The organism is Paenibacillus chibensis (genome assembly GCF_004001045.1).
GTDB lineage: Bacteria > Bacillota > Bacilli > Paenibacillales > Paenibacillaceae > Paenibacillus_AQ > Paenibacillus_AQ chibensis.
The window spans coordinates 22,855-44,517 of sequence record NZ_BIMK01000043.1 but is presented as its reverse complement, the minus strand read 5'-3'; the positions used below and the strand labels follow the sequence as shown (position 1 = coordinate 44,517).

Annotated in this window: 22 protein-coding genes; 15 read left to right on the top strand and 7 right to left on the bottom strand. The window is 53.5% G+C overall.

The window, feature by feature from the left end; genetic code table 11:
* Positions 1–89: 89 nt before the first annotated feature.
* Positions 90–572 carry a hypothetical protein gene (locus PCH05_RS24815; protein ID WP_127606985.1) on the bottom strand — a complete coding sequence of 161 codons (483 nt, stop codon included), beginning with the start codon at positions 570–572 and terminating at the stop codon, positions 90–92.
* 23 nt (positions 573–595) lie between these two features.
* On the opposite strand from PCH05_RS24815, the gene PCH05_RS24810 reads away from it, so the two are divergent.
* From PCH05_RS24810 to ppnP, 3 genes are all read left to right on the top strand, one after another.
* Positions 596–790, top strand: coding sequence for a hypothetical protein (locus tag PCH05_RS24810; RefSeq protein ID WP_127606983.1), 195 nt, complete (start codon positions 596–598; stop codon positions 788–790).
* Between the two features lie 159 nt (positions 791–949).
* On the top strand, positions 950–2,992 hold the full coding sequence (gene tkt, locus PCH05_RS24805) for a transketolase (protein ID WP_127606981.1): 2,043 nt from the start codon (positions 950–952) through the stop codon (positions 2,990–2,992).
* Between the two features lie 54 nt (positions 2,993–3,046).
* On the top strand, positions 3,047–3,364 hold the full coding sequence (gene ppnP, locus PCH05_RS24800) for a pyrimidine/purine nucleoside phosphorylase (protein ID WP_127606979.1): 318 nt from the start codon (positions 3,047–3,049) through the stop codon (positions 3,362–3,364).
* A 195-nt stretch (positions 3,365–3,559) separates the two neighbouring features.
* Here ppnP and PCH05_RS24795 read toward each other — a convergent pair whose 3' ends face one another.
* The gene (locus PCH05_RS24795; protein WP_127606977.1) at positions 3,560–4,459 is read right to left on the bottom strand and encodes an NAD(P)-dependent oxidoreductase; all 900 of its coding nucleotides are present in this window, start codon (positions 4,457–4,459) and stop codon (positions 3,560–3,562) included.
* 355 nt (positions 4,460–4,814) lie between these two features.
* On the opposite strand from PCH05_RS24795, the gene PCH05_RS24790 reads away from it, so the two are divergent.
* The 3 genes from PCH05_RS24790 (at position 4,815) to PCH05_RS24780 (ending at position 7,494) form a co-directional block, all read left to right on the top strand.
* On the top strand, positions 4,815–6,170 hold the full coding sequence (locus tag PCH05_RS24790) for a glucose-6-phosphate isomerase (RefSeq protein ID WP_127606975.1): 1,356 nt from the start codon (positions 4,815–4,817) through the stop codon (positions 6,168–6,170).
* 101 nt (positions 6,171–6,271) lie between these two features.
* Positions 6,272–6,904 (top strand): YigZ family protein, encoded by a 633-nt coding sequence (locus PCH05_RS24785; protein WP_127606973.1) that lies wholly within the window; start codon positions 6,272–6,274, stop codon positions 6,902–6,904.
* A 5-nt stretch (positions 6,905–6,909) separates the two neighbouring features.
* On the top strand, positions 6,910–7,494 hold the full coding sequence (locus PCH05_RS24780) for a TetR/AcrR family transcriptional regulator (RefSeq protein ID WP_127606971.1): 585 nt from the start codon (positions 6,910–6,912) through the stop codon (positions 7,492–7,494).
* Between the two features lie 153 nt (positions 7,495–7,647).
* Here PCH05_RS24780 and PCH05_RS24775 read toward each other — a convergent pair whose 3' ends face one another.
* On the bottom strand, positions 7,648–8,049 hold the full coding sequence (locus PCH05_RS24775) for a secondary thiamine-phosphate synthase enzyme YjbQ (RefSeq protein WP_127606969.1): 402 nt from the start codon (positions 8,047–8,049) through the stop codon (positions 7,648–7,650).
* Positions 8,050–8,392: 343 nt separating this feature from the next.
* On the opposite strand from PCH05_RS24775, the gene cysT reads away from it, so the two are divergent.
* The 7 genes from cysT (at position 8,393) to PCH05_RS24740 (ending at position 15,840) form a co-directional block, all read left to right on the top strand.
* Positions 8,393–9,208: a sulfate ABC transporter permease subunit CysT gene (gene cysT / locus PCH05_RS24770; RefSeq protein ID WP_127606967.1), complete on the top strand. Its 816-nt coding sequence runs from the start codon at positions 8,393–8,395 to the stop codon at positions 9,206–9,208.
* Positions 9,205–10,002, top strand: coding sequence for a sulfate ABC transporter permease subunit (locus PCH05_RS24765; protein ID WP_127606965.1), 798 nt, complete (start codon positions 9,205–9,207; stop codon positions 10,000–10,002). The genes cysT and PCH05_RS24765 overlap by 4 nt, the downstream gene beginning before the upstream one ends.
* Positions 10,003–10,004: 2 nt before the next feature.
* On the top strand, positions 10,005–11,069 hold the full coding sequence (locus PCH05_RS24760; protein ID WP_127606963.1) for a sulfate/molybdate ABC transporter ATP-binding protein: 1,065 nt from the start codon (positions 10,005–10,007) through the stop codon (positions 11,067–11,069).
* 34 nt (positions 11,070–11,103) lie between these two features.
* Positions 11,104–12,171, top strand: a complete 1,068-nt coding sequence (locus PCH05_RS24755; RefSeq protein ID WP_127606961.1) for a sulfate ABC transporter substrate-binding protein — start codon at positions 11,104–11,106, stop codon at positions 12,169–12,171.
* A 274-nt stretch (positions 12,172–12,445) separates the two neighbouring features.
* Positions 12,446–13,216 (top strand): MBL fold metallo-hydrolase, encoded by a 771-nt coding sequence (locus PCH05_RS24750; RefSeq protein WP_127606959.1) that lies wholly within the window; start codon positions 12,446–12,448, stop codon positions 13,214–13,216.
* A gap of 29 nt (positions 13,217–13,245) precedes the next feature.
* Positions 13,246–14,208: an AraC family transcriptional regulator gene (locus PCH05_RS24745; protein ID WP_246049942.1), complete on the top strand. Its 963-nt coding sequence runs from the start codon at positions 13,246–13,248 to the stop codon at positions 14,206–14,208.
* A 123-nt stretch (positions 14,209–14,331) separates the two neighbouring features.
* A complete protein-coding gene (locus PCH05_RS24740) occupies positions 14,332–15,840 on the top strand; it encodes an alpha-glucosidase/alpha-galactosidase (RefSeq protein ID WP_127606957.1) in 1,509 nt (502 codons plus the stop codon).
* Between the two features lie 68 nt (positions 15,841–15,908).
* Here PCH05_RS24740 and PCH05_RS24735 read toward each other — a convergent pair whose 3' ends face one another.
* Together PCH05_RS24735 and PCH05_RS24730 are read right to left on the bottom strand one after the other, a co-directional pair.
* Positions 15,909–16,706, bottom strand: a complete 798-nt coding sequence (locus tag PCH05_RS24735; RefSeq protein ID WP_127606955.1) for a Cof-type HAD-IIB family hydrolase — start codon at positions 16,704–16,706, stop codon at positions 15,909–15,911.
* A gap of 41 nt (positions 16,707–16,747) precedes the next feature.
* A complete protein-coding gene (locus tag PCH05_RS24730; protein WP_127606953.1) occupies positions 16,748–17,650 on the bottom strand; it encodes a DMT family transporter in 903 nt (300 codons plus the stop codon).
* Between the two features lie 137 nt (positions 17,651–17,787).
* Here PCH05_RS24730 and PCH05_RS24725 point away from each other — a divergent pair, with 137 nt between their 5' ends.
* Entirely contained in the window at positions 17,788–18,048 is a 261-nt protein-coding gene (locus PCH05_RS24725; RefSeq protein ID WP_127606951.1) for a YqkE family protein, read from the top strand.
* Between the two features lie 153 nt (positions 18,049–18,201).
* Here PCH05_RS24725 and PCH05_RS24720 read toward each other — a convergent pair whose 3' ends face one another.
* Together PCH05_RS24720 and lplA are read right to left on the bottom strand one after the other, a co-directional pair.
* A complete protein-coding gene (locus PCH05_RS24720) occupies positions 18,202–19,146 on the bottom strand; it encodes a hypothetical protein (protein WP_127606949.1) in 945 nt (314 codons plus the stop codon).
* Positions 19,147–19,331: 185 nt separating this feature from the next.
* Positions 19,332–20,336, bottom strand: a complete 1,005-nt coding sequence (gene lplA, locus PCH05_RS24715; protein ID WP_127606947.1) for a lipoate--protein ligase — start codon at positions 20,334–20,336, stop codon at positions 19,332–19,334.
* Positions 20,337–20,516: 180 nt separating this feature from the next.
* On the opposite strand from lplA, the gene PCH05_RS24710 reads away from it, so the two are divergent.
* Positions 20,517–21,620 carry a pyridoxal phosphate-dependent aminotransferase gene (locus PCH05_RS24710; protein ID WP_127606945.1) on the top strand — a complete coding sequence of 368 codons (1,104 nt, stop codon included), beginning with the start codon at positions 20,517–20,519 and terminating at the stop codon, positions 21,618–21,620.
* Positions 21,621–21,663: the final 43 nt, after the last annotated feature.

The window sequence follows — 21,663 nt, the reverse complement described above, 5'->3', positions numbered from 1 at the left end:
TGTGGATTCCAGCATGTTCACCAGCCGTTTTCCATGATTTTTTTGTTCGCGCTGCATGTTTTCCCCCGGATGCGGGTAATGAATAAGGATTATGCCTTAGGGGATCCGTTTGTTCCTATCAGGGGGTTCAACATTCGGTTGGAGCCAAACAGCACCATGCCGAAGAGGAGATGACCGGCAAGCCACCAGCCGAAAGATTTCATGTCGCCAGGGGCCGGGACCCGATCGGACAACGAAGCCAGAGGAAAGTACAGGAGCGAGGACAAGAAGCCGATCCAGAGGGCGCTTGCAAGCGGAGCCGGCTTTGAGCGGAACATGATCCAGGCGGCGTAGACAAGCCCGATGGCGAGGGATACGATCAGATGGAGCGTTAGCTCGAACCACTCGGGCAGGCGAGGCGGCATCAAGCTTATAAAATCCACGTTCAGCAGCAGCCGGTACACTTTATGCCCGGAGCCAAGCTCGGCAAGCTTCAGAAAGAAGGCGAGAACAATACCTCCGGTAAGGCCGCAGGAAAGTCCTTTCATCCAGAAAGCGGCGGAAGCGGCGATCTGCCTGCCAGGGTTATTCATAAGAACACCTCTCACAATAAGGAATGATGACAGAAAAAATTGTGACAAATTATGTAGAGAAATTAGCACGGGGGAAGGAAAGTGTGACCGCTTTAACCCGCGGTGCATTCAGATTTGAGCCGCTTTTGGATTCTGTAAAATCCTGCCGCATAATGACCCTCACGGCAGGGAATGGTGATAAAGGATATGGAAAAGAAGACTGCCAAGTGTTACAATAAGTCAAAATGAAACATTCAAGCAGAGCTTCTTCATAATCCGCAAGCGGGAGAAGGCTTTTGACGCTTTCTTTTTGGTATCATTGTAGTTGATTTAACCAGGATTATGAAGCAGGATTCCTGCCGCTTTTAAATTTCCCAGAGTGACTGAGGAGGATAAACATGACTGACAAGAATCAAGCGATCGACAAAAAAGAGAACTCGACCATCGACAATCTTTCGATCACGACCATCCGTACTTTGGCGATCGATGCCATTGAAAAAGCAAATTCCGGACATCCGGGGATGCCAATGGGTTCCGCGCCGATGGGCTACCAATTGTTCGCCAAAACGATGAACCACAATCCGGAAAATCCGACTTGGATCAACCGCGACCGGTTCGTATTGTCCGCTGGTCACGGCTCCATGCTGCTGTACAGCTTGCTGCACCTGAGCGGTTATGATCTTCCGATGGAGGAACTGAAGCAATTCCGTCAATGGGGAAGCTTGACTCCGGGTCACCCTGAATTCGGACATACCGCCGGCGTTGACGCAACAACCGGACCTCTGGGTCAGGGAATTGCCATGGCTGTGGGTATGGCGATGGCCGAAGCGCAGCTGGGCGCAACTTATAACAAAGACCAATTCAAAGTGGTTGACCACTACACATACGCCATTTGCGGCGACGGCGACCTGATGGAAGGCATTTCTTCGGAAGCCGCTTCCCTTGCAGGCCATCTGAAGCTCGGCAAATTGGTCGTTCTTTATGATTCCAACGACATTTCCCTGGATGGAGCACTGAATCTCTCCTTCTCCGAAAATGTGCAAAAACGCTTTGAAGCTTACGGCTGGCAAGTGCTGCGCGTCGAGGACGGAAACGATCTTCCTGCCATCGAAAAGGCGATTGCCGAAGCGCAGGGCGAAACAGAAAAACCAACCCTGATCGAAGTCAAAACGATCATCGGTTACGGCAGCCCGAACAAGCAGGGCAAAGGCGGCCATGGCGGTACGCACGGATCTCCACTGGGTGCCGACGAAGCCAAGCTGACCAAGGAAGCCTACAACTGGGTTTACGAGGAAGACTTCTATGTACCGGAAGAAGTGCGCGAGCATTTCGCCAAAGTGAAAGAGCATGGCATCCAAGTAAACAAAGCATGGAACGAGCAGTTCGCTGCTTATCAAAAAGCTTATCCTGAGCTTGCCGCTCAATTCAACAAGGCCGTTGCAGGCGACCTTGCGGAAGGATGGGATAAGGATCTTCCGAAATATTCGACCGAAGACAAAGCGGTATCTACGCGCGTGGCTTCCGGTAACGCATTGAACGGACTCGTGAACAACGTGCCGCAGCTGACAGGCGGATCTGCCGACCTGGAAAGCTCCACAATGACGCATCTGAAAGGCATCGGCAACTTTACACCGGAAACCCGCGACGGCCGCAACATTTACTTCGGCGTCCGTGAATTCGGCATGGCTGCAGCGATGAACGGCATGATGCTCCATGGCGGCGTAAAAGTGTACGGCGGTACGTTCTTCGTATTTACCGATTACCTGCGCCCTGCGGTTCGCCTGGCATCGATCATGAAGCTGCCGGTAACTTATGTTCTGACGCATGACAGTATTGCTGTCGGCGAAGACGGCCCAACCCATGAGCCGATCGAGCAGCTTGCTTCCCTGCGTATCATTCCGGGCTTGACCGTCATTCGTCCGGCTGACGGCAATGAGACCTCCGCAGCATGGGCATATGCGGTAGAAAACAAAGAAAACCCGGTTGCCCTTGTGCTTACTCGTCAAAACCTGCCGATTCTGGCCGGAACTGTTGACGGGGCTAAAGAAGGCATCAAGCGTGGCGCATACGTGGTATCTGATGCGAAAAATGGCAAACCGGTCGCGCAAATTATCGCTACGGGCTCCGAGGTGCAGCTGGCTGTCAAAGCGCAGGAAGCTCTCGCCCAAGAAGGCATCGAAGTGCGCGTGATCAGCATGCCAAGCTGGGATCTGTTCGAGAAACAAGACCAGGCTTACAAGGATTCCGTCATCCTGCCTGAAGTGAAAGCCCGCCTTGCGGTGGAAATGGCTCAAACCTTCGGCTGGGAACGTTATGTCGGCGACAAAGGCGACATTCTCGGCATCACGACCTTCGGTGCATCCGCTCCTGGCGACACCGTGATCAAAGAATACGGATTTACGGTGGAGAACGTTGTCAGCCGCGTCAAAGCGCTGCTGTAAGGCGTTCGCCCCTGCATAGATCAAGTTCCAGAAGACGAGGAGCAGTGAGTATTCATGTCGCAATTGAAGAATGCAACCATTGTGAAAGCAGCCAATATTTATTATGACGGTCAGGTAACGAGCCGGACCGTCATCCAGGAAGACGGAAGCAAGGTCACCCTTGGCATTATGCTTCCCGGCACTTATGAATTCGGTACGGACGGCCCGGAAATTATGGAGATTCTTTCCGGCCAGCTTAAAGTGCTTCTCCCAGGTGAAGACACCTGGCAGGAAATCAACGGATCGGCCACTTTCCATGTGCCAGCCCGTTCCAAATTTGCTCTGGAAGTGTTCAGCGTTACGGATTATTGCTGCTCCTATCCTGCGGAATGACGCGTGTTCCGTGAAGCGTCAAGCCGTAGCCTTCTTCGCTCGGCGGTCGCTTCACGGGTTATTCCGTGCAACTGAAGCCATACAAAAAGGGTAAGACTGCCGATCCGGCAATCTTACCCTTCTTCCTTCTTGATATCCATGCAGCTCGTTTGAGATTGAACGGATCATGCATATATGGAAGGGATGAACGTCACACTATTGCAGCGGCTTACCGCCGATTGTTTGCCCGATCCAGGCTTCATAGCACTTCACGACGGCCGAGAGATCTTCCTCGCCATACCCTTGAGTTTGGCCAGCTTGAAAGAGGTTCTTGGTCAGGTTGAGCAGCGGCGTCGGGATGCCGGCGCTGTCGGTCATGGAAGCTGCTAGCTTCAGATCCTTCAGCATCAGGGCAAGCGAGAACTGATTGCTGAAATCCGCTTCGATGATTTTGCGGCCTTTGAGCTCGGCGGCCTTGCTGCCTGCAGAACCGAGCTGCACCAGCTCGAGGAAGCTGTCTGCGGGAATGCCGGATTTCGTGGCAATAGCGAAGCCCTCAGCCAGAGCCAGATTGTTGATACCGACCATCGTATTATGTGCGAGCTTGGCGACGGAGCCGCTGCCGTTTGGTCCCATATGAATCACCTTTTTACCCATAGCGTCAAAAAGCTCGGCGGCGTTTTCCAGAACGGAAGCCTCGCCTCCGACCATGAACACGAGGGTTCCGTCTTCCGCCGCCGGCTTGCTGCCGGTGACCGGAGCGTCGAGGAAATGGCCGCCCTTCTCATGGACGGAAGCCGCAAGTTCTTTGACGAGTGCCGGGGAAATGGTGCTGGAATCGATGACGGTCATGCCGCTTTCGAGCGATTGCAGAATTCCGTTTTCGCCGTAAAACACTTCACGGATGGAGTCGTCATTGCTGACCATGGTGATTACCGCATCGCGGCCAGCTGCGGCTTCGCGCGGAGTAGCGGCGGATGCGGCTCCTTCCGCGACAAGCGGCTCGCATTTGGAAGCCGTGCGGTTGTATACGGTCACTTCATGGCCTTGCTTGAGGAGGATGGAGGCCATCGGCGCTCCCATGGTTCCCAGTCCGATAAAACCTATTTTTTTCATGTGATCACCTTTTCTTGAAATATAGTGAGGATCGTTCACAGCGCTCTTGTCTAATCGGAGGCAGTGTGAATCCCGAAGATAAGAAGCTTCGTTTCTTTTAAGATATCAGAAAGTATCACGTCTTGGGAAATGCAATCTGATATGGTCAGCAAACTTCGGCTGAAATCGATCCGTTTTCTGAGAAAGTAAGCCGGGTAAAATATTTTGAGTGAACCGGGCGGCCTTCCGCTGTCCTTCATCGAAGGTTGCTTCGAGAAATCCAGGCGTGCTTGCTAGTAGCAAGAAATTACAGTATCCTATTCTAAAGCTGTTTTATCGGAGCGTAGAGTAGAGAGAAACCAGGAGGTAACGACAAATGTCAAACCCATTGAAATTCGATTACAGTAAAGCCCTTCAATTCGTCAACCAGCATGAAGTGGATTATTTTGCGGCACCGATCAAGCTGGCTCATGAGCAGCTGCATAACCAAACCGGCACAGGCTCCGACTATCTTGGCTGGATCGACCTGCCAACGGCTTACGACAAGGAAGAGTTTGCACGGATTCAAAAAGCTGCGGCGAAGATCCAAAGCGACTCCGACGTTCTGATCGTCATCGGTATCGGCGGTTCCTACCTTGGCGCACGCGCGGCCATCGAAGCCCTGTCGCATTCCTTCTATAACACCCTGCCGAAGGACAAGCGTAAAACGCCTGAAGTTTATTTTGCCGGAAACAACATCAGTTCAACGTATGTAACCCATCTGCTTGATCTGGTGGAAGGCAAGGACTTCTCCGTGAACGTCATCTCCAAATCCGGCACAACCACAGAGCCTGCGATCGCATTCCGCATTTTCCGCGCAGCCCTGGAGAAGAAATACGGCAAGGAAGAAGCGAAGAAACGCATCTACGCTACGACCGATAAAGAAAGAGGCGCCCTGAAGAAGCTGGCGACCGAAGAAGGCTATGAATCCTTTGTGATTCCGGACGATGTAGGCGGACGTTATTCCGTGCTGACGGCTGTAGGCCTGTTGCCAATCGCAACGGCAGGCATCAACATCGAAGACATGATGAAAGGCGCAGCCGACGCTGCGAAGGAATTCAGCAACCCGGACGTTGCCGAGAACCAGGCTTACCAATATGCGGCTGTCCGCAATGCGCTGTACCGCAAGGGCAAAGCGATTGAAATTCTCGTTAACTACGAGCCTTCCCTGCACTATGTATCCGAATGGTGGAAGCAGCTCTTCGGCGAAAGCGAAGGCAAGGACTATAAAGGTATTTATCCTGCATCCGTCGATTTCTCGACCGATCTGCATTCCATGGGACAATTCATTCAGGAAGGCAGCCGCAACATTTTCGAGACCGTGATTCAGGTGGAGAAGGTTCCTCATGAAATCACGATCGAAAGCGATCCGGATGATCTTGACGGCCTGAACTTCCTGGCAGGCAAGACGATGGACTTCGTCAACAAGAAGGCTTTCCAAGGGACGATGCTGGCACATACCGACGGACAGGTTCCGAACCTGATCGTAACCGTGCCGGACTTGACGCCATATTCTTTCGGATATCTGGTATACTTCTTTGAAAAAGCTTGCGGCATCAGCGGCTATCTGTCTGGCGTGAACCCATTCGACCAGCCGGGCGTTGAAGCGTACAAGAAAAATATGTTCGCGTTGCTTGGCAAGCCAGGCTATGAAAAGGAAAAGGCTGATCTGGAAGCCAGACTTTCTGAATAAAACAACTTCTTAAGAACAGACATAAGGCAGAAGGAAGCAGTTCACCGGTCGCAGTTGCAACGGGGGACTGCTTTCTTGCCAATCAGGGGAAGGGTTGCGCCATGATTGAACGTTATCGTACCGTTCGCAAGAGCGGGGAGAAGGAAATCGTAATTAAAAAATCCAGATTCATCGGCCATATCATGCCGGTCGAGAACGAAGAAGATGCAAACGCTTTTATCGAAGACATCCGAAAAAAGCACTGGAACGCGACGCATAACTGTTTTGCCTATATGATCGGCGAACGTGATGACATCCAGAAGCAGTCCGATGACGGCGAGCCGAGCGGTACCGCAGGCAAACCGATACTTGAGGTCATCCGCAATCAGGGTCTCAAAAATGTGGCGATCGTGGTGACGCGTTATTTCGGAGGGATTATGCTGGGTGCAGGCGGCCTGATTCGTGCGTATACAGATGGCGCCGTGGCAGCGATTGAAGCCGGGGAAGCGATTACCCGTATACTTCATCGTCAAATTTTTGTAGAATTAGAATATACATGGTTAGGTAAGGTTGAGAACGAGCTCCGCAGCCGGGAGGTACGCATGGGGGAAACGCGCTTTACCGACAAGGTGACGCTGGAATGCCTGCCGCTGGAAACGGAGACTCAGGAGTTCATGTCGTGGATGGTGGATCTGACTCAAGGGCAATCCTTGATTACGGAGGGTGAGCAGCTTTATTTTATTGAAGGGGAATAAGGTCTATGGCAAGAAGAGCAGTGGAACAGGAGTTATCCAGGGAGAGGATTCTGGAAGCAGCCAGGCATTTGTTCGTCACAAAAGGCTACAGGGCCATCTCCATGCGCAGTATAGGTCAGCATTTGGGTTATAGTCATGGTTCCTTGTATTATCATTTCAAGGAAAAGGCGGAGCTATTTTACGCCATTGTCGTGGAGGATTTCAATAATCTTGCGGTCCAGCTGAATAAGGTCATCAAAGCTTCTCCCATGCAGGATTTGACCAAGGTGGAGCATCTGATGATCGAGTTTATCCGATTCGGATTGGATCATCCGTACCAGTATGAAATTATGTTCATGATCCGGGACGAGGAGCTGCTCTCTTACTGCAGGACGGAGCAGGGACGCTGTTTGGAGCTGTTTTCATCCATCGTGCGCCGTTACATGAATGAAGAAAAGCATGGCGCGGAGTTCTGCCGGAACCTTCCGCTGACGCTGTTTTTATCGATGCACGGCTTCATATCCTACTACATACAGGATCGGGTTACGTTTGAGGAAATCAAACCTGCGGCCATTACGCATGTGAAAATATGCTGCGAATGCCTGAGGTAGCTTTTTCGATTTAGATAGGCACTTTATAGCGTTGAATTGGTATTGCGTAAAAGCATGCCGCTTGGATGGTGAAGGGGATAGGCAGGTTTTGCCTAACACCCCAACGCCTGATTTGTTTTGCCAAGCTCTCCAGCAGTCTTGAAGAGATGGTCTCTATCCCTGCATGATTTTGACATGATATTGTCTGCGCCGGGGACCGTCGAACTCGCAGAAATAAATGCCCTGCCAGCGTCCCAGCAGCAGCTCGCCTCCGGTAATGATGACCGTTTGGGATGGACCGCAGGTGATGGATTTTAAATGGGAAGCCGTGTTCCCTTCGGCATGCCGGTATTTGGGATGCTTCCACGGATAGACCTCATCCAGCCGCATCAGCACATCCTTTTTGACATCCGGATCGGCGTTTTCGTTTATGGCGATACCGGCTGTCGTGTGCGGACAATAGATCAGCACCGTGCCTTCCTTCACTCCGCTTTTATGAACGAGAGCCAAAATCTCCCGCGTAATATCCCTCATTTCGTCACGGCCGGTCGTGGCCAGATCAAGCGTGTGCAGCATAAAGCAAAATTCCCCTTTCGCGATATCCGTTTTTTACCATTCTCGGTGATAAGCATACCTTTTTTCAAATTCCATGAACATATGTCTGTCGACGCGGTTTTCTTGAAAAAGACTTGCTTTTATATGTATACCCCAATGCCGGGCTTCCTTCGCAATGTCAAAATAATTCGCTTCATTTTCCCGAATTTCCATATTGACGATGTCATACAGTTTTTGGTAAAGTATCTCTTAAGTAAAAACCAAGTATACAAATAGGAATTAAATTAATTGTAAAAGCAAATATCGGATTTGGCAATGATAGATTTGCTTGCGACTGGACTCGGGAAGGCAGGGAGAGAACCGTATGAATACGCTGCTTCGACACAAAGGCTGGACTTGGGGATTCCGCAGCACGCTGCTGCTTTACTTTTTGCTGCTCGTGATTCTTCCCCTGCTGGGGGTATATGTTCATTCCTTCTCGGAAGGCTGGCGCCTGTTCGCCGAGAACGTCACGGATCCGATCGCGTGGAAGGCGGTGCTGTTGACCGTACGTCTGGCGCTGACGGCTGCGGTCATTAATGTACTCATTGGAACGATGATCGGATGGGTGTTGGTGCGCTGCCGGTTTCCGGGTAGATCGCTGCTGAATAGTTTGGTGGATTTGCCGTTTGCGCTGCCTACCGCGGTCGGAGGGCTGATGATTCTGCTGCTGCTCGGACCGGTCAGTTGGGTCGGCAAAGCCGCCGGCGCCTTAGGATTTGATATCGTTTTTCATCCGCCGGCGATCGTGATCGCGATGGTGTTCGTCACCTTTCCGTTCGTCATCCGTGCGGTGCAGCCGCTGCTGGAGGAAATCGATTCCTCCGAGGAAGAAGCGGCGCGGACGCTCGGAGCTTCCGGCACGAAAGTGTTCTTTCAAGTGGTGCTTCCGTCCATGCTGCCGGGAATTCTCAGCGGGGGGATGCTCGCGTTCTCCCGGGCGCTGGCGGAATTCGGCGCGGTGGTGCTCGTAGCCGGGAATATTCCGGGGCGGACGCTGGTCGCATCCGTCTATATATACGGCCAGGTCGAAAGCGATAATACGGCGGGGGCGGCGGCGGTATCCGTGCTGCTGTTGACGCTATCCTTTGTCATCCTGTGGGTTGTGAACTGGGTGCAGACACGGGGGAGCCGCCAATGAACAAGCTGTGGATCACGCTAACCTATGCCGTATTTACCGTGCTTCTGATCATCCCGCTTGGCAAAATGACGATAGCCGCGTTCAGCGGCGGCCTCGGCGAACTGGGGTCAGCCCTGTCCCGGCCTGAAGCGCTGCATGCCTTTATGATGACTGCGCTTGTCGTGGTGACGGTAACGCTGCTCAATACGCTGCTTGGCATGATGACGGCGGTTTATCTGGTGCGCGGCACCTGGATGAGCCGGGGCATCAGACGCCTGCTGAACAGCATTGTAGACCTGCCTTATGCGGTATCCCCTGTCATCGGCGGCTTGATGATCGTGCTGCTGCTGGGACCGGGAAGCGCGGCGGGGACGTTTTTTGATTCGATGGGCTTCAAAATCGTATATGCGTTTCCGGGAATGGTGATTGCGACGCTGTTCGTGACGTTTCCGCTGATGGTGCGCGAGGTGATGCCGGTACTGCAGGAAATCGGCACCCAGCAGGAGGAGGCGGCTTCCACGCTCGGGGCGTATAGCTGGACGACGTTCTGGAAGGTCACCTGGCCTTCGATCCGCTGGGCGGTCATTTACGGCGTGGTATTAACGATCGCTCGCGCGCTCGGCGAATTCGGCGCGGTGCTGGTCGTGTCGGGCAACATTATTAACCGGACCCAAACCGCAACGACGCTGATCTATCAGGATGTCGAAAATTTCAACGTCACTTCGGCGAATGGGGCTGCTCTGGTACTCGCGGCGTTCTCCATAGGACTCATGCTGATGATGGAATGGGCGAAAAAAAGAAGGGGAGTGCACTGACAATGCATATTGAGGTTCGCGGTTTAAACAAACATTTTGGCGATTTTCATGCCGTCAAGGACGTCAGCTTCGAGATTGCGAAGGGCCATTTGATCGGACTGCTCGGCCCAAGCGGAGGCGGTAAAACCTCCGTGCTGCGCATGCTTGCGGGACTGGAGCAGCCGGATGCGGGCGAGATCCGTTTCCATGGCGATCTGGTCAATCAGCTGCTGCCCCAGGAACGCGGGATCGGCTTCGTATTTCAGAACTACGCGCTGTTCAAGCATATGACCGTATACGATAATATCGCATTCGGGCTCAAGGTGAAGAAGGTCGCGAAGCCGGCTTTGAAGGAACGCGTCATGGAGCTGGTAGAGCTAACCGGGCTTAAGGGCTTTGAAAAGCGTTACCCGCACCAGCTATCCGGCGGTCAGCGGTTGCGTGTCGCGTTTGCACGGGCGCTTGCGCCGGAGCCGCAGCTGCTGCTGCTCGATGAGCCGTTTGCGGCGATCGACGCCAAAATCAGGCAGGAGCTGCGCTCCTGGCTGCGCGAACTGATCGAGCGTGTGGGCATTACTTCGATTTTCGTCACCCATGACCAGGATGAGGCAATCGAGGTCGCCGACGAAATCATGATCATGAATCAGGGACGCCTGGAGCAGAAGGGCACGCCTTGGGACATTTACAAGGAGCCGAAGACGCCGTTCGTGGCCTCGTTTATCGGCGAATCCACGATGATTGACGATGTCTCCGAGCTGAAGGGCTTCGAAGAAGGCGGTGAGGGCCAGGAGACGCGCGCCTTGATCCGGCCGGAATATATCGAGGTGGGCGATGCGCATGAATTCAGCATGCTGTCCGCCACGGAGGAAGGCACCGTGCATCGGCTGCATTTCCGCGGCAGCGAATGGATGGTCGAAGTGGAGGTCGGGCGTCATAAGCTGATGACCTACCGTTCGCTGGAGAAGCCGGCGCTGACGCCGGGACAGGAGGTACGCGTGCTGGTGCACCGGGCGTACCTGTTCAACAATGAACGAAGCTGGATGGAGGAAAACCGGCTGAAGGTCGATCCAATGCCGGTGATGATATAGGGACTCAAGTATTCGTTAACAGGAGGAAGCGCATATGAAACGATCCCGAGGCCGGTTGAACTTATATATGGCAAGTATGGTCAGCTTCCTTCTGCTGCTGTCGGTTGTCCTCACGGGCTGCGGCGGAGAGCCTGCCAAGGAGGCGTCGGCTGCGGCTTCCGGCAGCAAAGAGGTCACGCTGGTTATCGGGGCGTACAGCATCGCCAAAGACGCGCTGGCCGATATTTTGCCGAAGTTTCAGCAGGAATGGAAGGCCAAGACCGGGCAAACGGTCAAATTTCAGGAGTCGTACGAAGCCTCCGGCACCCAGGCCCGGGCGATCATCGGCGGCTTCGAAGCGGACGTGACGCTGCTAGCGATGGAAGGAGACGTCGACAAGCTCGTCAAAGCCGGCCTTGTCAGCAAGCAGTGGCGCGAGGCACCCGATCAGGGCATGATCACGCGCTCCATCGTCGTGCTGGGAACCCGGGAAGGGAATCCGCTGGGCATCCGCGACTTCGCGGATTTGACCAAGCCGGGCGTCAAGGTGCTGTATCCGAATCCGCAGACCTCAGGCGGAGCGCAGTGGGATATCAACGCGATCTATGGCGCGGGCCTGAAGCTGTCGGAAAAGCAGGGAGCCAAGGACCCGGCTTACGCCAAGGCGTTTTTGGAGAAGGTGCATCACAACGTCGAGTCGCTGGATAAAAGCGGAAGAGCTTCGATGGCCGCTTTTGAATACGGCGTGGGCGATGTGGTGGTCACCTATGAGAATGAACTGCTGGCCCGCATCAAGCAGGGCAAGAAGTATGATATCGTGATTCCTGAATACACCATCAAGATTGAAAATCCCGCAGCGGTCGTTGACAAATATGCCGATGCCCATGGCACGCGCAAGGTTGCCGAGGCTTTTGTCGAGTATCTCCGGGGAACCGAGGCGCAAACGGTCTTTGCGGATTACGGCTTCCGGCCGGTCAATGATGAGGTGCTGCAAGCGAACGCGGGCCGCTTCAAGGTACCGGCGGGACAGTTCGATATTTCCTATCTTGGCGGCTGGGATCAGGTGCGCAAAACGCTGTATTCCAAAAAAGGCGTTTGGTACCAGGTGCTCGCAGGGTTGTAACCAAGCGGTAAGGTGCGAGCAGCAAAAGATTAACAGACCAGTGGAGAAACCCGTCCTTTTAACGGACTATGGGTTTCTTTTTTTGTCTGCATTTATCCCAACTCGAAGATTCCTAATAAAAGGTGCATTTACTAGGGTATGAAGTGATAATCCTTATAGTTGTTGATTTGACGGAAATACGAATAGTCCTCCCTTAGCGGGGTTTCACTCATCAACGATCCGATGGTAAAATCAACAGAGAAGTTAAGTGATGAACGGATGAGGAGATGAGAGTATGGATACCCTGGTTTTCCTGGGAACCGGCGATGCGATGGGCGTGCCCCGGGTCTACTGTGAGTGCGAAGTTTGCATGGAAGCGAGAATGACGGGAAGCAACCGGCGCCTGCGTTCGTTGGTCATGATTCAAGGGCAGGACGGCGATTTCCTGATCGACTGCGGCCCGGATTGGCGCAGCCAGATGGAGATGCAGGGCCTTCGTTTTGCTGAAAAAATACTGGTCACGCATGCCCATTTTGATCATATCGGCGGACTGCCCGAATGGGCGGATGCCTGCCGCTGGCTTGGGCGAAAAGGAGAGCTGTACGCACCGCAGGAAGTCATCGATACGATCCTGAAACAGTTTCCCTGGCTTGCGAAGCATATGAAGACGATCGCGGTCGATGCGGGAATCGAGCTGGGAGGCTGGAAAATTCACGGCTGGAAGGTGTGCCATGGAGCCAACGGGTACTCCTATGCTTACCGCCTGGAGAAGAACGGCTTCCGCTGGGTTTATTGTTCCGATTCCATCGGTTTGAACGAGGAGGAGAAGAAGCCGCTGCATGACCTCGATCTGCTGGTGCTCGGCACAAGCTTTTACCACGAAACCGCCGAATATTCGTCGCGCTCCGTGTATGACATGCAGGAGGCGGCAGAACTGCTCGCCGAGGTGAGCCCGGTCAAAGCGGTCTATACCCATATGTCCCACGACGTCGACGTGAACGCCGATTATACACTGCCGCCGAATGTCCTGCTTGCACGCACCGGTTTTAGGGTGGGACTGCGTTAGTCGTTTGGCTGCTGCGCAGGGGGCTGAAGATGGAACACGAAGGAGAAGAACAAGGGCCACGCATGCTTTTCGGTGAAGGAGGATACGTCATGCCTAGCGGCGGTTTGTTCCCTGACAAGGTGATGCTTCTGGACTGCTGTCCGGAGGTCAGCGCCTATTATTTCAAAGAATGGAACGGGTTTGATATGCCTTTTCATACGCATGATTCCTCGGAAATCATGTACGTGATTGACGGGAAATGTTCTGTCGGACTGCTGCCTTCCGGTGAACAGGAAGCGGTGGTCCGGCTCGCGAAAGGCGGTTTTATTTTGCTCGACGGGACCGTTCCACACCGTCTGCTCGTGCCGGATGCCTGCCGGATGCTGAATATCGAATTCCGGTTTGTGGAACGGGAGGGCGTGCTTCCCGCGATGAGGGAACTGGCCGGACGTGAGATCGCGCTGGCGTCTCTTTTCCGGAATCCGGCCCCGTTCGTGGTGTTCCGGGAATTTCATGACCTGCATCAGCTGCTGAAAAGCCTCGTCATTGAACTGGATGAGGCAGGAACAGGTCTGAGGCTTATGCCGCAGCTCATGCTGGCCCAGCTTCTGATTCGTGTCGCCAGACTGCATCAGGAGCTTGCGGAAGCCGGATCCGATGCTCTGAGCACGTATGTCCGGCAATGCATCGAATTTTTGTACCAAAACTATGATCGGGGCATTCAGGTGAAGGATGTCGCCGAGCATGTCCGGCTTCACCCGGGCTACCTGCAGCGGGTCTTCAAGCAAAAGACGGGATTTTCCATAATGGAATATCTGAAGGATTACCGGATGGAAAAAACGGCGATGCTGCTGCGCCAAACCGAGATTCCGGTCGCGGATATCGCTGATTATGTAGGCATCGGCAGCAGGCAGTATCTGCACATGCTGTTTAAGAAGCATACAGGCAGGACGCCCGTGGAGTACCGAAAGGCTTCCCGAATAGCAGGTTCTTTTGATGAAGGAAAAAAGTGAGAATCGTTGACACTTGGCAAACAAAGTGGTCAGGAATTTGATAACGCTTACCTAAGATAGGTTGCTACAATGTCCCTATGCGGGGTGTTCCCGGCAACTTATCTAGAAGGAGGCTGCTTTGCCGTGCCATTCAAAATTACTTTTATCGGAGCCGGAAGCATCGGATTTACCCGTGGCTTGCTGCGCGATCTGTTGTCCGTTCCCGAATTTCAAGATGTGGAAGTTGCTTTTACGGATATCCATCCGCATAATCTGCAGATGGTTACCGAGCTGTGTCAGAGAGACATTCGGGAAAATGGCTTGAATATTACCATACAAGCAACGACAGACCGGAGAGAAGCGCTGAAGGATGCCAAATATGTGATTTGCACGATTCGCGTCGGCGGACTTGAAGCGTTTGCGACAGATGTGGACATCCCTCTGAAATACGGCGTGGATCAATGCGTCGGCGATACTCTTTGCGCAGGAGGCATCATGTACGGCCAGCGCGGTATCGCGGAGATGCTGAACATTTGCCGGGATATCCGGGAGATGGCTTCCCAAGACGTGCTGCTGCTCAATTACGCGAACCCGATGGCGATGCTGACATGGGCATGCAATAAGTATGGAGGCGTCCGTACCGTCGGGCTCTGTCATGGTGTTCAAGGCGGACATTGGCAAATCGCCGAGGCGTTCGGTCTGAAGCAGGAAGAAGTCGATATTATTTGCGCGGGTATCAACCACCAGACCTGGTATATCCAGATCTGCCACAATGGGGAGGATTTGACCGGCAAGCTGCTGGAGGCTTTTGAGAAGCATCCCGAATTCAGCCGGACCGAAAAGGTGCGGATCGATATGCTGCGCCGTTTCGGCTACTACAGCACGGAGTCCAACGGACATCTAAGCGAGTATGTACCGTGGTACCGCAAGCGGGCAGACGAAATTGGCGACTGGATCGATCTGGGGAGCTGGATCAACGGGGAAACCGGAGGATATTTGCGGGTATGCACGGAAGGACGCAACTGGTTTGAAACCGATTTTCCCAACTGGATGAAGGATAAACCCTTCACGTATCAACAGGAAGAACGCAGCCATGAACACGGGTCATACATTATTGAAGGGCTCGAGACCGGGCGCGTCTACCGCGGCCATTTTAATATGGTGAATAACGGGATCATTACGAATCTTCCGAACGATGCTGTGATTGAAGCCCCCGGATATGTGGACCGCAACGGAATTTCCATGCCAGTCGTGGGAGAGCTTCCTTTGGGACCGGCAGCCGTATGCAATGCGAGCATTTCGGTACAGCGACTGGCGGTCGAGGCAGCGGTTCAGGGGAATGACCAATTGCTGCGGCAGGCGTTTATGATGGATCCGCTGGTGGGCGCCGTCTGCAACCCGCGGGAAATCTGGCAGATGGTCGACGAAATGCTTGTCGCGCAGGCACAGTGGCTGCCTCAGTACGGGGAAGCCATTGCCGAAGCCTCCGTTCGGCTGGCTGCAGGTCATCTGATTCCGACGAGAGAAGGCTATCAGGGCGCGGCGCGTCTGAAGGTCAAGACCGTTGAAGAGATGCAGCTTGACCGGGAGGCGGCCACCAAAAACGCCGGCGAATCCGACAAAGGAAAGGACCGGGCGAAGGCTGTAAAATAACCCGATAAACAAAAGACAGCGGGCACATTCAGGGATAGGTCCTGTAATGGCCGGGCTGTCTTTTTCGTTTAAGCATTCAATATAAATTGATCGATGGCAGCTTTCACACCGTCCTCATTATTGCTGAGCGTCACGAAGTCCGCGATATCCTTCAGCCCTTGAATGGCGTTGCCCATGGCGACGCCGAGTCCCGCGGCTTCCAGCATCTCATGGTCGTTCCAGGAGTCGCCGATCGCCATCGTTTCGGACATATCGACGCCAAAATGCTTCGCCAGGAAGGTCAGGGCGTCGCCCTTGGTGCCCTCGTGATGCATGATTTCCAGAAAATGAGGCTTGGACTTGGTGATGTGCACCTCGCTGCCAAGCAGCTCGCGGAAGACCGGAATCAGCGTGTCGAGATAATCCGGATCGTCGATGATGAGCATTTTCGGCGTTTTCTGCTCGATCAGCTTTTCGAAGTCAGGCTCGATATAATACGGAGTACGGTTCAGGTTGCAGTAGTCGATCAGCTTTTGATTCTCTTCACGGGCATACAACTTGTCATCGATATAAACCTGCAGGTGAAGATCATGCGCGATGCAGTATTCAAAAAGCTTGCGGGCGGCGTCCTTCGGTACATAACGCTCGTAGAGCACCTTTTCGTCCATCAGGTTTTTGATCAGCGACCCTTGATACGTAATGATCGGAACGTTCAGGCGGGTCTGGCGGGCAATCGCCTGGGCGGAAGCGTACGCGCGGCCGGTGGCCAGCGTCACGACCACGTCTTTGGCTACGGCTTGCTCAAGCGCCTGCTGCGTGGCCGGCGTGACTTCCTTGTCGTCGTTGATCAGCGTGTCGTCGATGTCAATGGCAATCAGTTTGTACATGGCAGTCTCTCTCCCTTGTTTTTCTCTATCGGATGTTCCTTCTATTGTACCGTACGGGGCGCAGATTTCAATTCGGCCAGAATCATGCCGCTAAAAATGCATAAGCAGCCGAGCCCTGCGGCGATACCCAGCTTTTCTCCGCCGAACCACATGCCGGTAAGCGCAGCGAAGACCGGTTCCATGGCGAAAATAACGGCTACCCGGGAGGGGCTGGTGTATTTTTGGCAGACGGTCTGAATCCAGAAGGCAAAGGCACTGGTCGGTCCGATGGAAACGAGCAGCGCCCACAGCACCTCGGGCTGTGAAAGCCGCTCCACCGTTTGGGCAATCGGTCCCATATCCTCAAACAGCAGCGAGGTGATGAAGCTGAGGATGCCGACCACGGCCATTTGGAGCGCAGCCAGCGGCAGAGCCGCATGCTTCGGGGCAAAAATTCCGGTATACGCGATGTGGAGCGCGAAGGCGACTGCGCACAGGAAGACGAGAAAATCCCCGCGGTTAAACATCAAAGCGGAGCCGGCAAAGGCCAGCAAGTACAGTCCGCAAGCCGCAAGCACGGCGCTGAGCCAGGTGAATCTGGAAATCGGATGCTTGAGCAGGAGGAGCGCCAAAAAGGGGACAAGCACTACCGATAAGCCCGTAATAAAGCCGGCATTCGATGTTGTCGTATACAAGAGTCCAACCGTTTGAAACGCATAGCCCATAAACAAAAAAAGGCCCAGCAGGCAGGAGTGCATCAGCATCCGGCGGTTGATGGTCCGCCATTGATTCCGGTAAAAAACGGTGATGATCAAAGCGAGCAAAATTGCCGCCCCAAGAAAGCGGATGCCGTTAAAAGCAAGCGGTGGGAGCACTCTTACCGCATGCTGTACGATGAGGAACGTGCATCCCCACATCATAGCGACGATAAGCAGGCTGAGATCGGCAAGACGTGAGCGGTTCAATGAGGTCATTCCTTTCCTTGTAAGCAAGTCACCAAATTGTATCGCATATCCGAAAAGCGGACAAGGAAATATGATGCCAAGGCACCTGACGCAAGGCGTCAAACCTGTTATAATGTGGGTGAAACGGAGTTGATCATATGGCCAAGAAAAGAAAACAGGACGCGGCCGTGAAGCCGCAGGCGGCTGACAAGCCGGCAACCCTGAAGGATCTTCTGAGTAGCGATGTTCTGAACAAGCTGAAGCAGCAGTCGGTAGAGCTGAAGGCGGAGGAGCAGCAGAAGAAGGAAGCGCAGCTGAAAAAGGCGGAGGAAGAACGCAAAGCCGAGCAAAAGCGGCGGGACAACGACTTCGAATATCTGCTCGAGAACAGCAGCATGGACTGGAAAAAATATAAATAAGCCCTATGTCCGAAGCTGCCGTAAGGCGGCATTTGGCTGCCGGCTTGTCATCCATAAGAAAGAAACCGCGGTTTGACCTGTATAGGCAGACGGCGGTTTTTTCGTATTTCGTATTTCGTATTTCGTAATTCGTAATTCGTATCACATGCGTGCTTACGGCAGCTTGGGAATATAGTTGCTGAACTTTCGGAACTTGTCGAATTCGTCACGTGTCAAATCCTTGAGGGCGTTGACTTTGGAGGGATCGGCAAGGCCGAAACGATAGAGCTTCATCTGATCGGAGGGATGTTCAGCGATAAAACTGACGGAACCGCCATCCTTGCCCCACAAAATATAAGAGGTGCTGATATAATGGGGAACGCCTTCTGCAGCCCCGATAAAAGTAAGCGTCTGCTGATCTGCATCATAAAGTCCTAATGAGAGCTCTGATATAAGACCGTAACTGAACGCCAGTACATGGCTTTGAGGCGACCAGGAAAAGGTCTGGAGAACCTCAAGTTTGGTCTTGCCGTTTTTTTCGAGCTGCTGATTCAGGGTCGTATACGTTCCATTCCTTAAATCCACGATGACGAGGGTGCTGGTCTCAAGATAAGTGGCGCTCAAAGCCAGATACGACTCATCCGCGGACAGCTCCGCATTAGGAATGCTGTATGGGCGGGGCTCCAGCTTGATGTCAATATGCCGGTCGTTCTGGTCCACTGACAAGGAGGTTACGACCTGCGAAGTCTCCGGCCTTTCCTGTGCGGTCGGTTTACCGAGGGTGGCTTTCAGCGTGACGCTGCCCTGTTTCCATAATATATGGCTTTTATCGTCTTCCTTTTCGATGGGTTTATCGCTCACGGAGTATTGGGACAAATCCATGGGATCTGCTTCGTCCGCGGAGCTGCTCTCTTCGCTACCTTTCGTGTTATCCACTGCTGCTTCTTTATCGTCTTGGTCCGATTTATTCTCGTTGTTACCTGAAGTACTGCCGTTTGCTGCCGTATCGGGCTTATTGGTATTCGCGGCTGGATCTGAACCGGACTTGTCCCCGCCTCCGCATGCCGCCAATGACATCATCAGGACAAGCAGAACCGACATGCTTACGATTCGTTTCATGATATGGCTCCTCTGCTTTAAATGTAGTTAATGGTTAGACGGAAGCAGAGAGGGATAGGTTACATCGCGAAGAACATTTTTTGTTAAAAATGGATGTAAGGCGAAAGAAGTTTCATTTCGAGACAAAAAAGAGAGGTCCATGTTATTCATGGCCTCTCTTGGTGCAGCGGGGCATACCGGAACGGCTACTCTTCCAAAAATACCAGTCCGATAAAGTCGTCCATCTCGATGTTGCCGAAGTAATGCTTGATATCGACCTCAGCCAGCGCTTCACGGACCTCGGACTCTTCGTAGCGCTTGCCGCGCAGCTTGTCCTCGATATCCGCCACATCGCCTACGCCGAAGAAGTCGCCGTAAATTTTAATGTCCTGAATGCGCGCGTCCTTGATATCCATGCGGATGTCGATGATACCGACAGGAAAACGTTTGGTATGCTTGACGTTGGATTCCGGCGATTGGCCGTAGTTCCATTCCCAGTTCTGGTAGCGTTCCTTGGAAATTTCATGGATTTTCTCCCAATCGGCTTCCGTCAGATGGTACTGCGGCACGTCTTGCGGATCCATCTTGAAAATGGCGCGGAGCAGCTCGGAGCGGAACTCCTCGATCGTCATGCTGCCATCCATCAGGTCGCTGATATTCGCTACCCGGCTGCGCACGGACTTGGTGCTCTTGGATTTGAATTTCTCCGGGTTAGCGTTCAGGGACGCTTGTACATCATCCAAGTTCAGGTTGAACATGAGCGTACCATGGCTGAACATCCGTCCGCGGGTCGCAAACTGCGCGTTTCCGGAAATTTTCTGCTCGCCGACCTGCAGGTCGTTGCGTCCGCTCAGCTCGGCGTTCACGCCCATGCAGCGCAGCGCGTCAATGACCGGCTGGGTGAACTTCAGGAAGTTATGGAACGACTGGCCGTCATCCTTCGTAATAAAGCTGAAGTTAAGATTGCCGAGGTCGTGGTAGACCGCTCCGCCGCCCGAAAGACGGCGCACGATTTGTATATGGTGATCTTTGACGTATTCCTGGTTGATCTCTTCGATAGTATTCTGATGCTTGCCGATAATGATCGACGGGCGGTTAATGTAGAACAGCAGGTAGCTGTCCTCCTCCATCGGCAGATGCTTCAGCGTGAATTCCTCGATGGCCAGGTTGATGGCCGGATCTGTAATGCCTTGGTTATCGATAAACAGCATGGCTTGATTCCTCCGTTTAAAGGCCTGTTTAATAGTCTCAACAGCTTCTATTGTAAACCAACCGATTGCAAGAAACAAAAAAGAATTTGCATTGACGGGGCCGAAAAATTGGCGCAATAATGGATTCTATCACGACTTTGGCTGTGAACAGGCCGGAGGAAGACAGGAGGAACCTCACGAATGCTGGAACGATACGGTCATGGCGGAGATTTGGAAAGTGCTGCCGAAGCTTACGGGCGAAGCGGCTTTTTGGATTTTAGCGCCAACATTAATCCGCTGGGGCCGCCTCCCGGTGTAATGGAGCGGCTTCGGGAGTCGCTGCCGTCGGTCATCCGCTACCCGGATCCGGGACACCGCGCGCTAAAGGCGCTGCTCGGCGGCCGATTGGGCCTGCAGCCTGAACAGCTGTGCATAGGCAACGGGGCGGCAGAGTGCATGGCCTTGATATTGCTCGGTCTTCAACCCCGCAGGGTCGGGATCGTGGAGCCCTGCTTCTCGGAATACAGGCAGCTCTCCGAGCAGTTCGGCGCGCAGGTGTTGTCCGTATTCGGAAACCGTAACAGCGGATGGAGAGCGGATCCGGAAGCAATCGCCGGCCTGATGCGGTCGGTGGATTTATTGTTTCTCGGACAGCCCAATAATCCGAATGGCGTTCAATACGACGCGAAGCTTGTGCGAAGCCTGGCGGACGAAGCCGAGCGCTGCGGTACATATCTGATGGTGGACGAGGCGTTTATCGATTTCATCCCCGAAGAGCAAAGGCAGACGCTGGTGAAGGTGCTGCATCGTTATCGGCGTTTGATCCTCGTCCGCTCAATGACGAAATTTTATGCCATTCCGGGCCTTCGGCTCGGGTATGCGGCCGCCCATCCCGATGTGATCCAGGCGATGACCGGGAAGCAGGTGACCTGGAGCGTCAACGGGTTGGCGCTTTTGGCAGGAGAGGCCTGCCTGCAGAGCGGTGACGATTATGAGAATGCCACGATCACGCTGATTACGGAGCAGAGGCAATGGCTTATGGCGGAAATGCGCAAGCTGGGGTGTGAGGTAGACGAAGGGGAAGCGAATTTTCTGCTGGCGGCTCTTCCGGCGCCGTGGACGGCGGCACGCATGCAGTCCGAACTGGGCGCAAGGGGCGTGCTGATCCGCAGCTGTGCGATGTATCCGGGACTTGGAGCGGAGCACATACGGGTCGCGGTCAAAGGGCCGGAGGCGAATGAGCAGCTGGTCTTGGCGATGGCTGATGTTATGCGAGATCAGGCGGATGAGCTGGCCGATAGATGAATTCAATATGATAACGAAGAGTATAGAACCAGTTCATGGGATA

Coding starts and splice junctions, on each gene's coding strand:
- PCH05_RS24815 (WP_127606985.1), bottom strand. CDS start 572: ATGAATAACCCTGGCAGGCAGATCGCCGCTTCCGCCGCTTTCTGGATG.
- PCH05_RS24810 (WP_127606983.1), top strand. CDS start 596: ATGATGACAGAAAAAATTGTGACAAATTATGTAGAGAAATTAGCACGG.
- tkt (WP_127606981.1), top strand. CDS start 950: ATGACTGACAAGAATCAAGCGATCGACAAAAAAGAGAACTCGACCATC.
- ppnP (WP_127606979.1), top strand. CDS start 3,047: ATGTCGCAATTGAAGAATGCAACCATTGTGAAAGCAGCCAATATTTAT.
- PCH05_RS24795 (WP_127606977.1), bottom strand. CDS start 4,459: ATGAAAAAAATAGGTTTTATCGGACTGGGAACCATGGGAGCGCCGATG.
- PCH05_RS24790 (WP_127606975.1), top strand. CDS start 4,815: ATGTCAAACCCATTGAAATTCGATTACAGTAAAGCCCTTCAATTCGTC.
- PCH05_RS24785 (WP_127606973.1), top strand. CDS start 6,272: ATGATTGAACGTTATCGTACCGTTCGCAAGAGCGGGGAGAAGGAAATC.
- PCH05_RS24780 (WP_127606971.1), top strand. CDS start 6,910: ATGGCAAGAAGAGCAGTGGAACAGGAGTTATCCAGGGAGAGGATTCTG.
- PCH05_RS24775 (WP_127606969.1), bottom strand. CDS start 8,049: ATGCTGCACACGCTTGATCTGGCCACGACCGGCCGTGACGAAATGAGG.
- cysT (WP_127606967.1), top strand. CDS start 8,393: ATGAATACGCTGCTTCGACACAAAGGCTGGACTTGGGGATTCCGCAGC.
- PCH05_RS24765 (WP_127606965.1), top strand. CDS start 9,205: ATGAACAAGCTGTGGATCACGCTAACCTATGCCGTATTTACCGTGCTT.
- PCH05_RS24760 (WP_127606963.1), top strand. CDS start 10,005: ATGCATATTGAGGTTCGCGGTTTAAACAAACATTTTGGCGATTTTCAT.
- PCH05_RS24755 (WP_127606961.1), top strand. CDS start 11,104: ATGAAACGATCCCGAGGCCGGTTGAACTTATATATGGCAAGTATGGTC.
- PCH05_RS24750 (WP_127606959.1), top strand. CDS start 12,446: ATGGATACCCTGGTTTTCCTGGGAACCGGCGATGCGATGGGCGTGCCC.
- PCH05_RS24745 (WP_246049942.1), top strand. CDS start 13,246: ATGGAACACGAAGGAGAAGAACAAGGGCCACGCATGCTTTTCGGTGAA.
- PCH05_RS24735 (WP_127606955.1), bottom strand. CDS start 16,706: ATGTACAAACTGATTGCCATTGACATCGACGACACGCTGATCAACGAC.
- PCH05_RS24725 (WP_127606951.1), top strand. CDS start 17,788: ATGGCCAAGAAAAGAAAACAGGACGCGGCCGTGAAGCCGCAGGCGGCT.
- PCH05_RS24720 (WP_127606949.1), bottom strand. CDS start 19,146: ATGAAACGAATCGTAAGCATGTCGGTTCTGCTTGTCCTGATGATGTCA.
- lplA (WP_127606947.1), bottom strand. CDS start 20,336: ATGCTGTTTATCGATAACCAAGGCATTACAGATCCGGCCATCAACCTG.
- PCH05_RS24710 (WP_127606945.1), top strand. CDS start 20,517: ATGCTGGAACGATACGGTCATGGCGGAGATTTGGAAAGTGCTGCCGAA.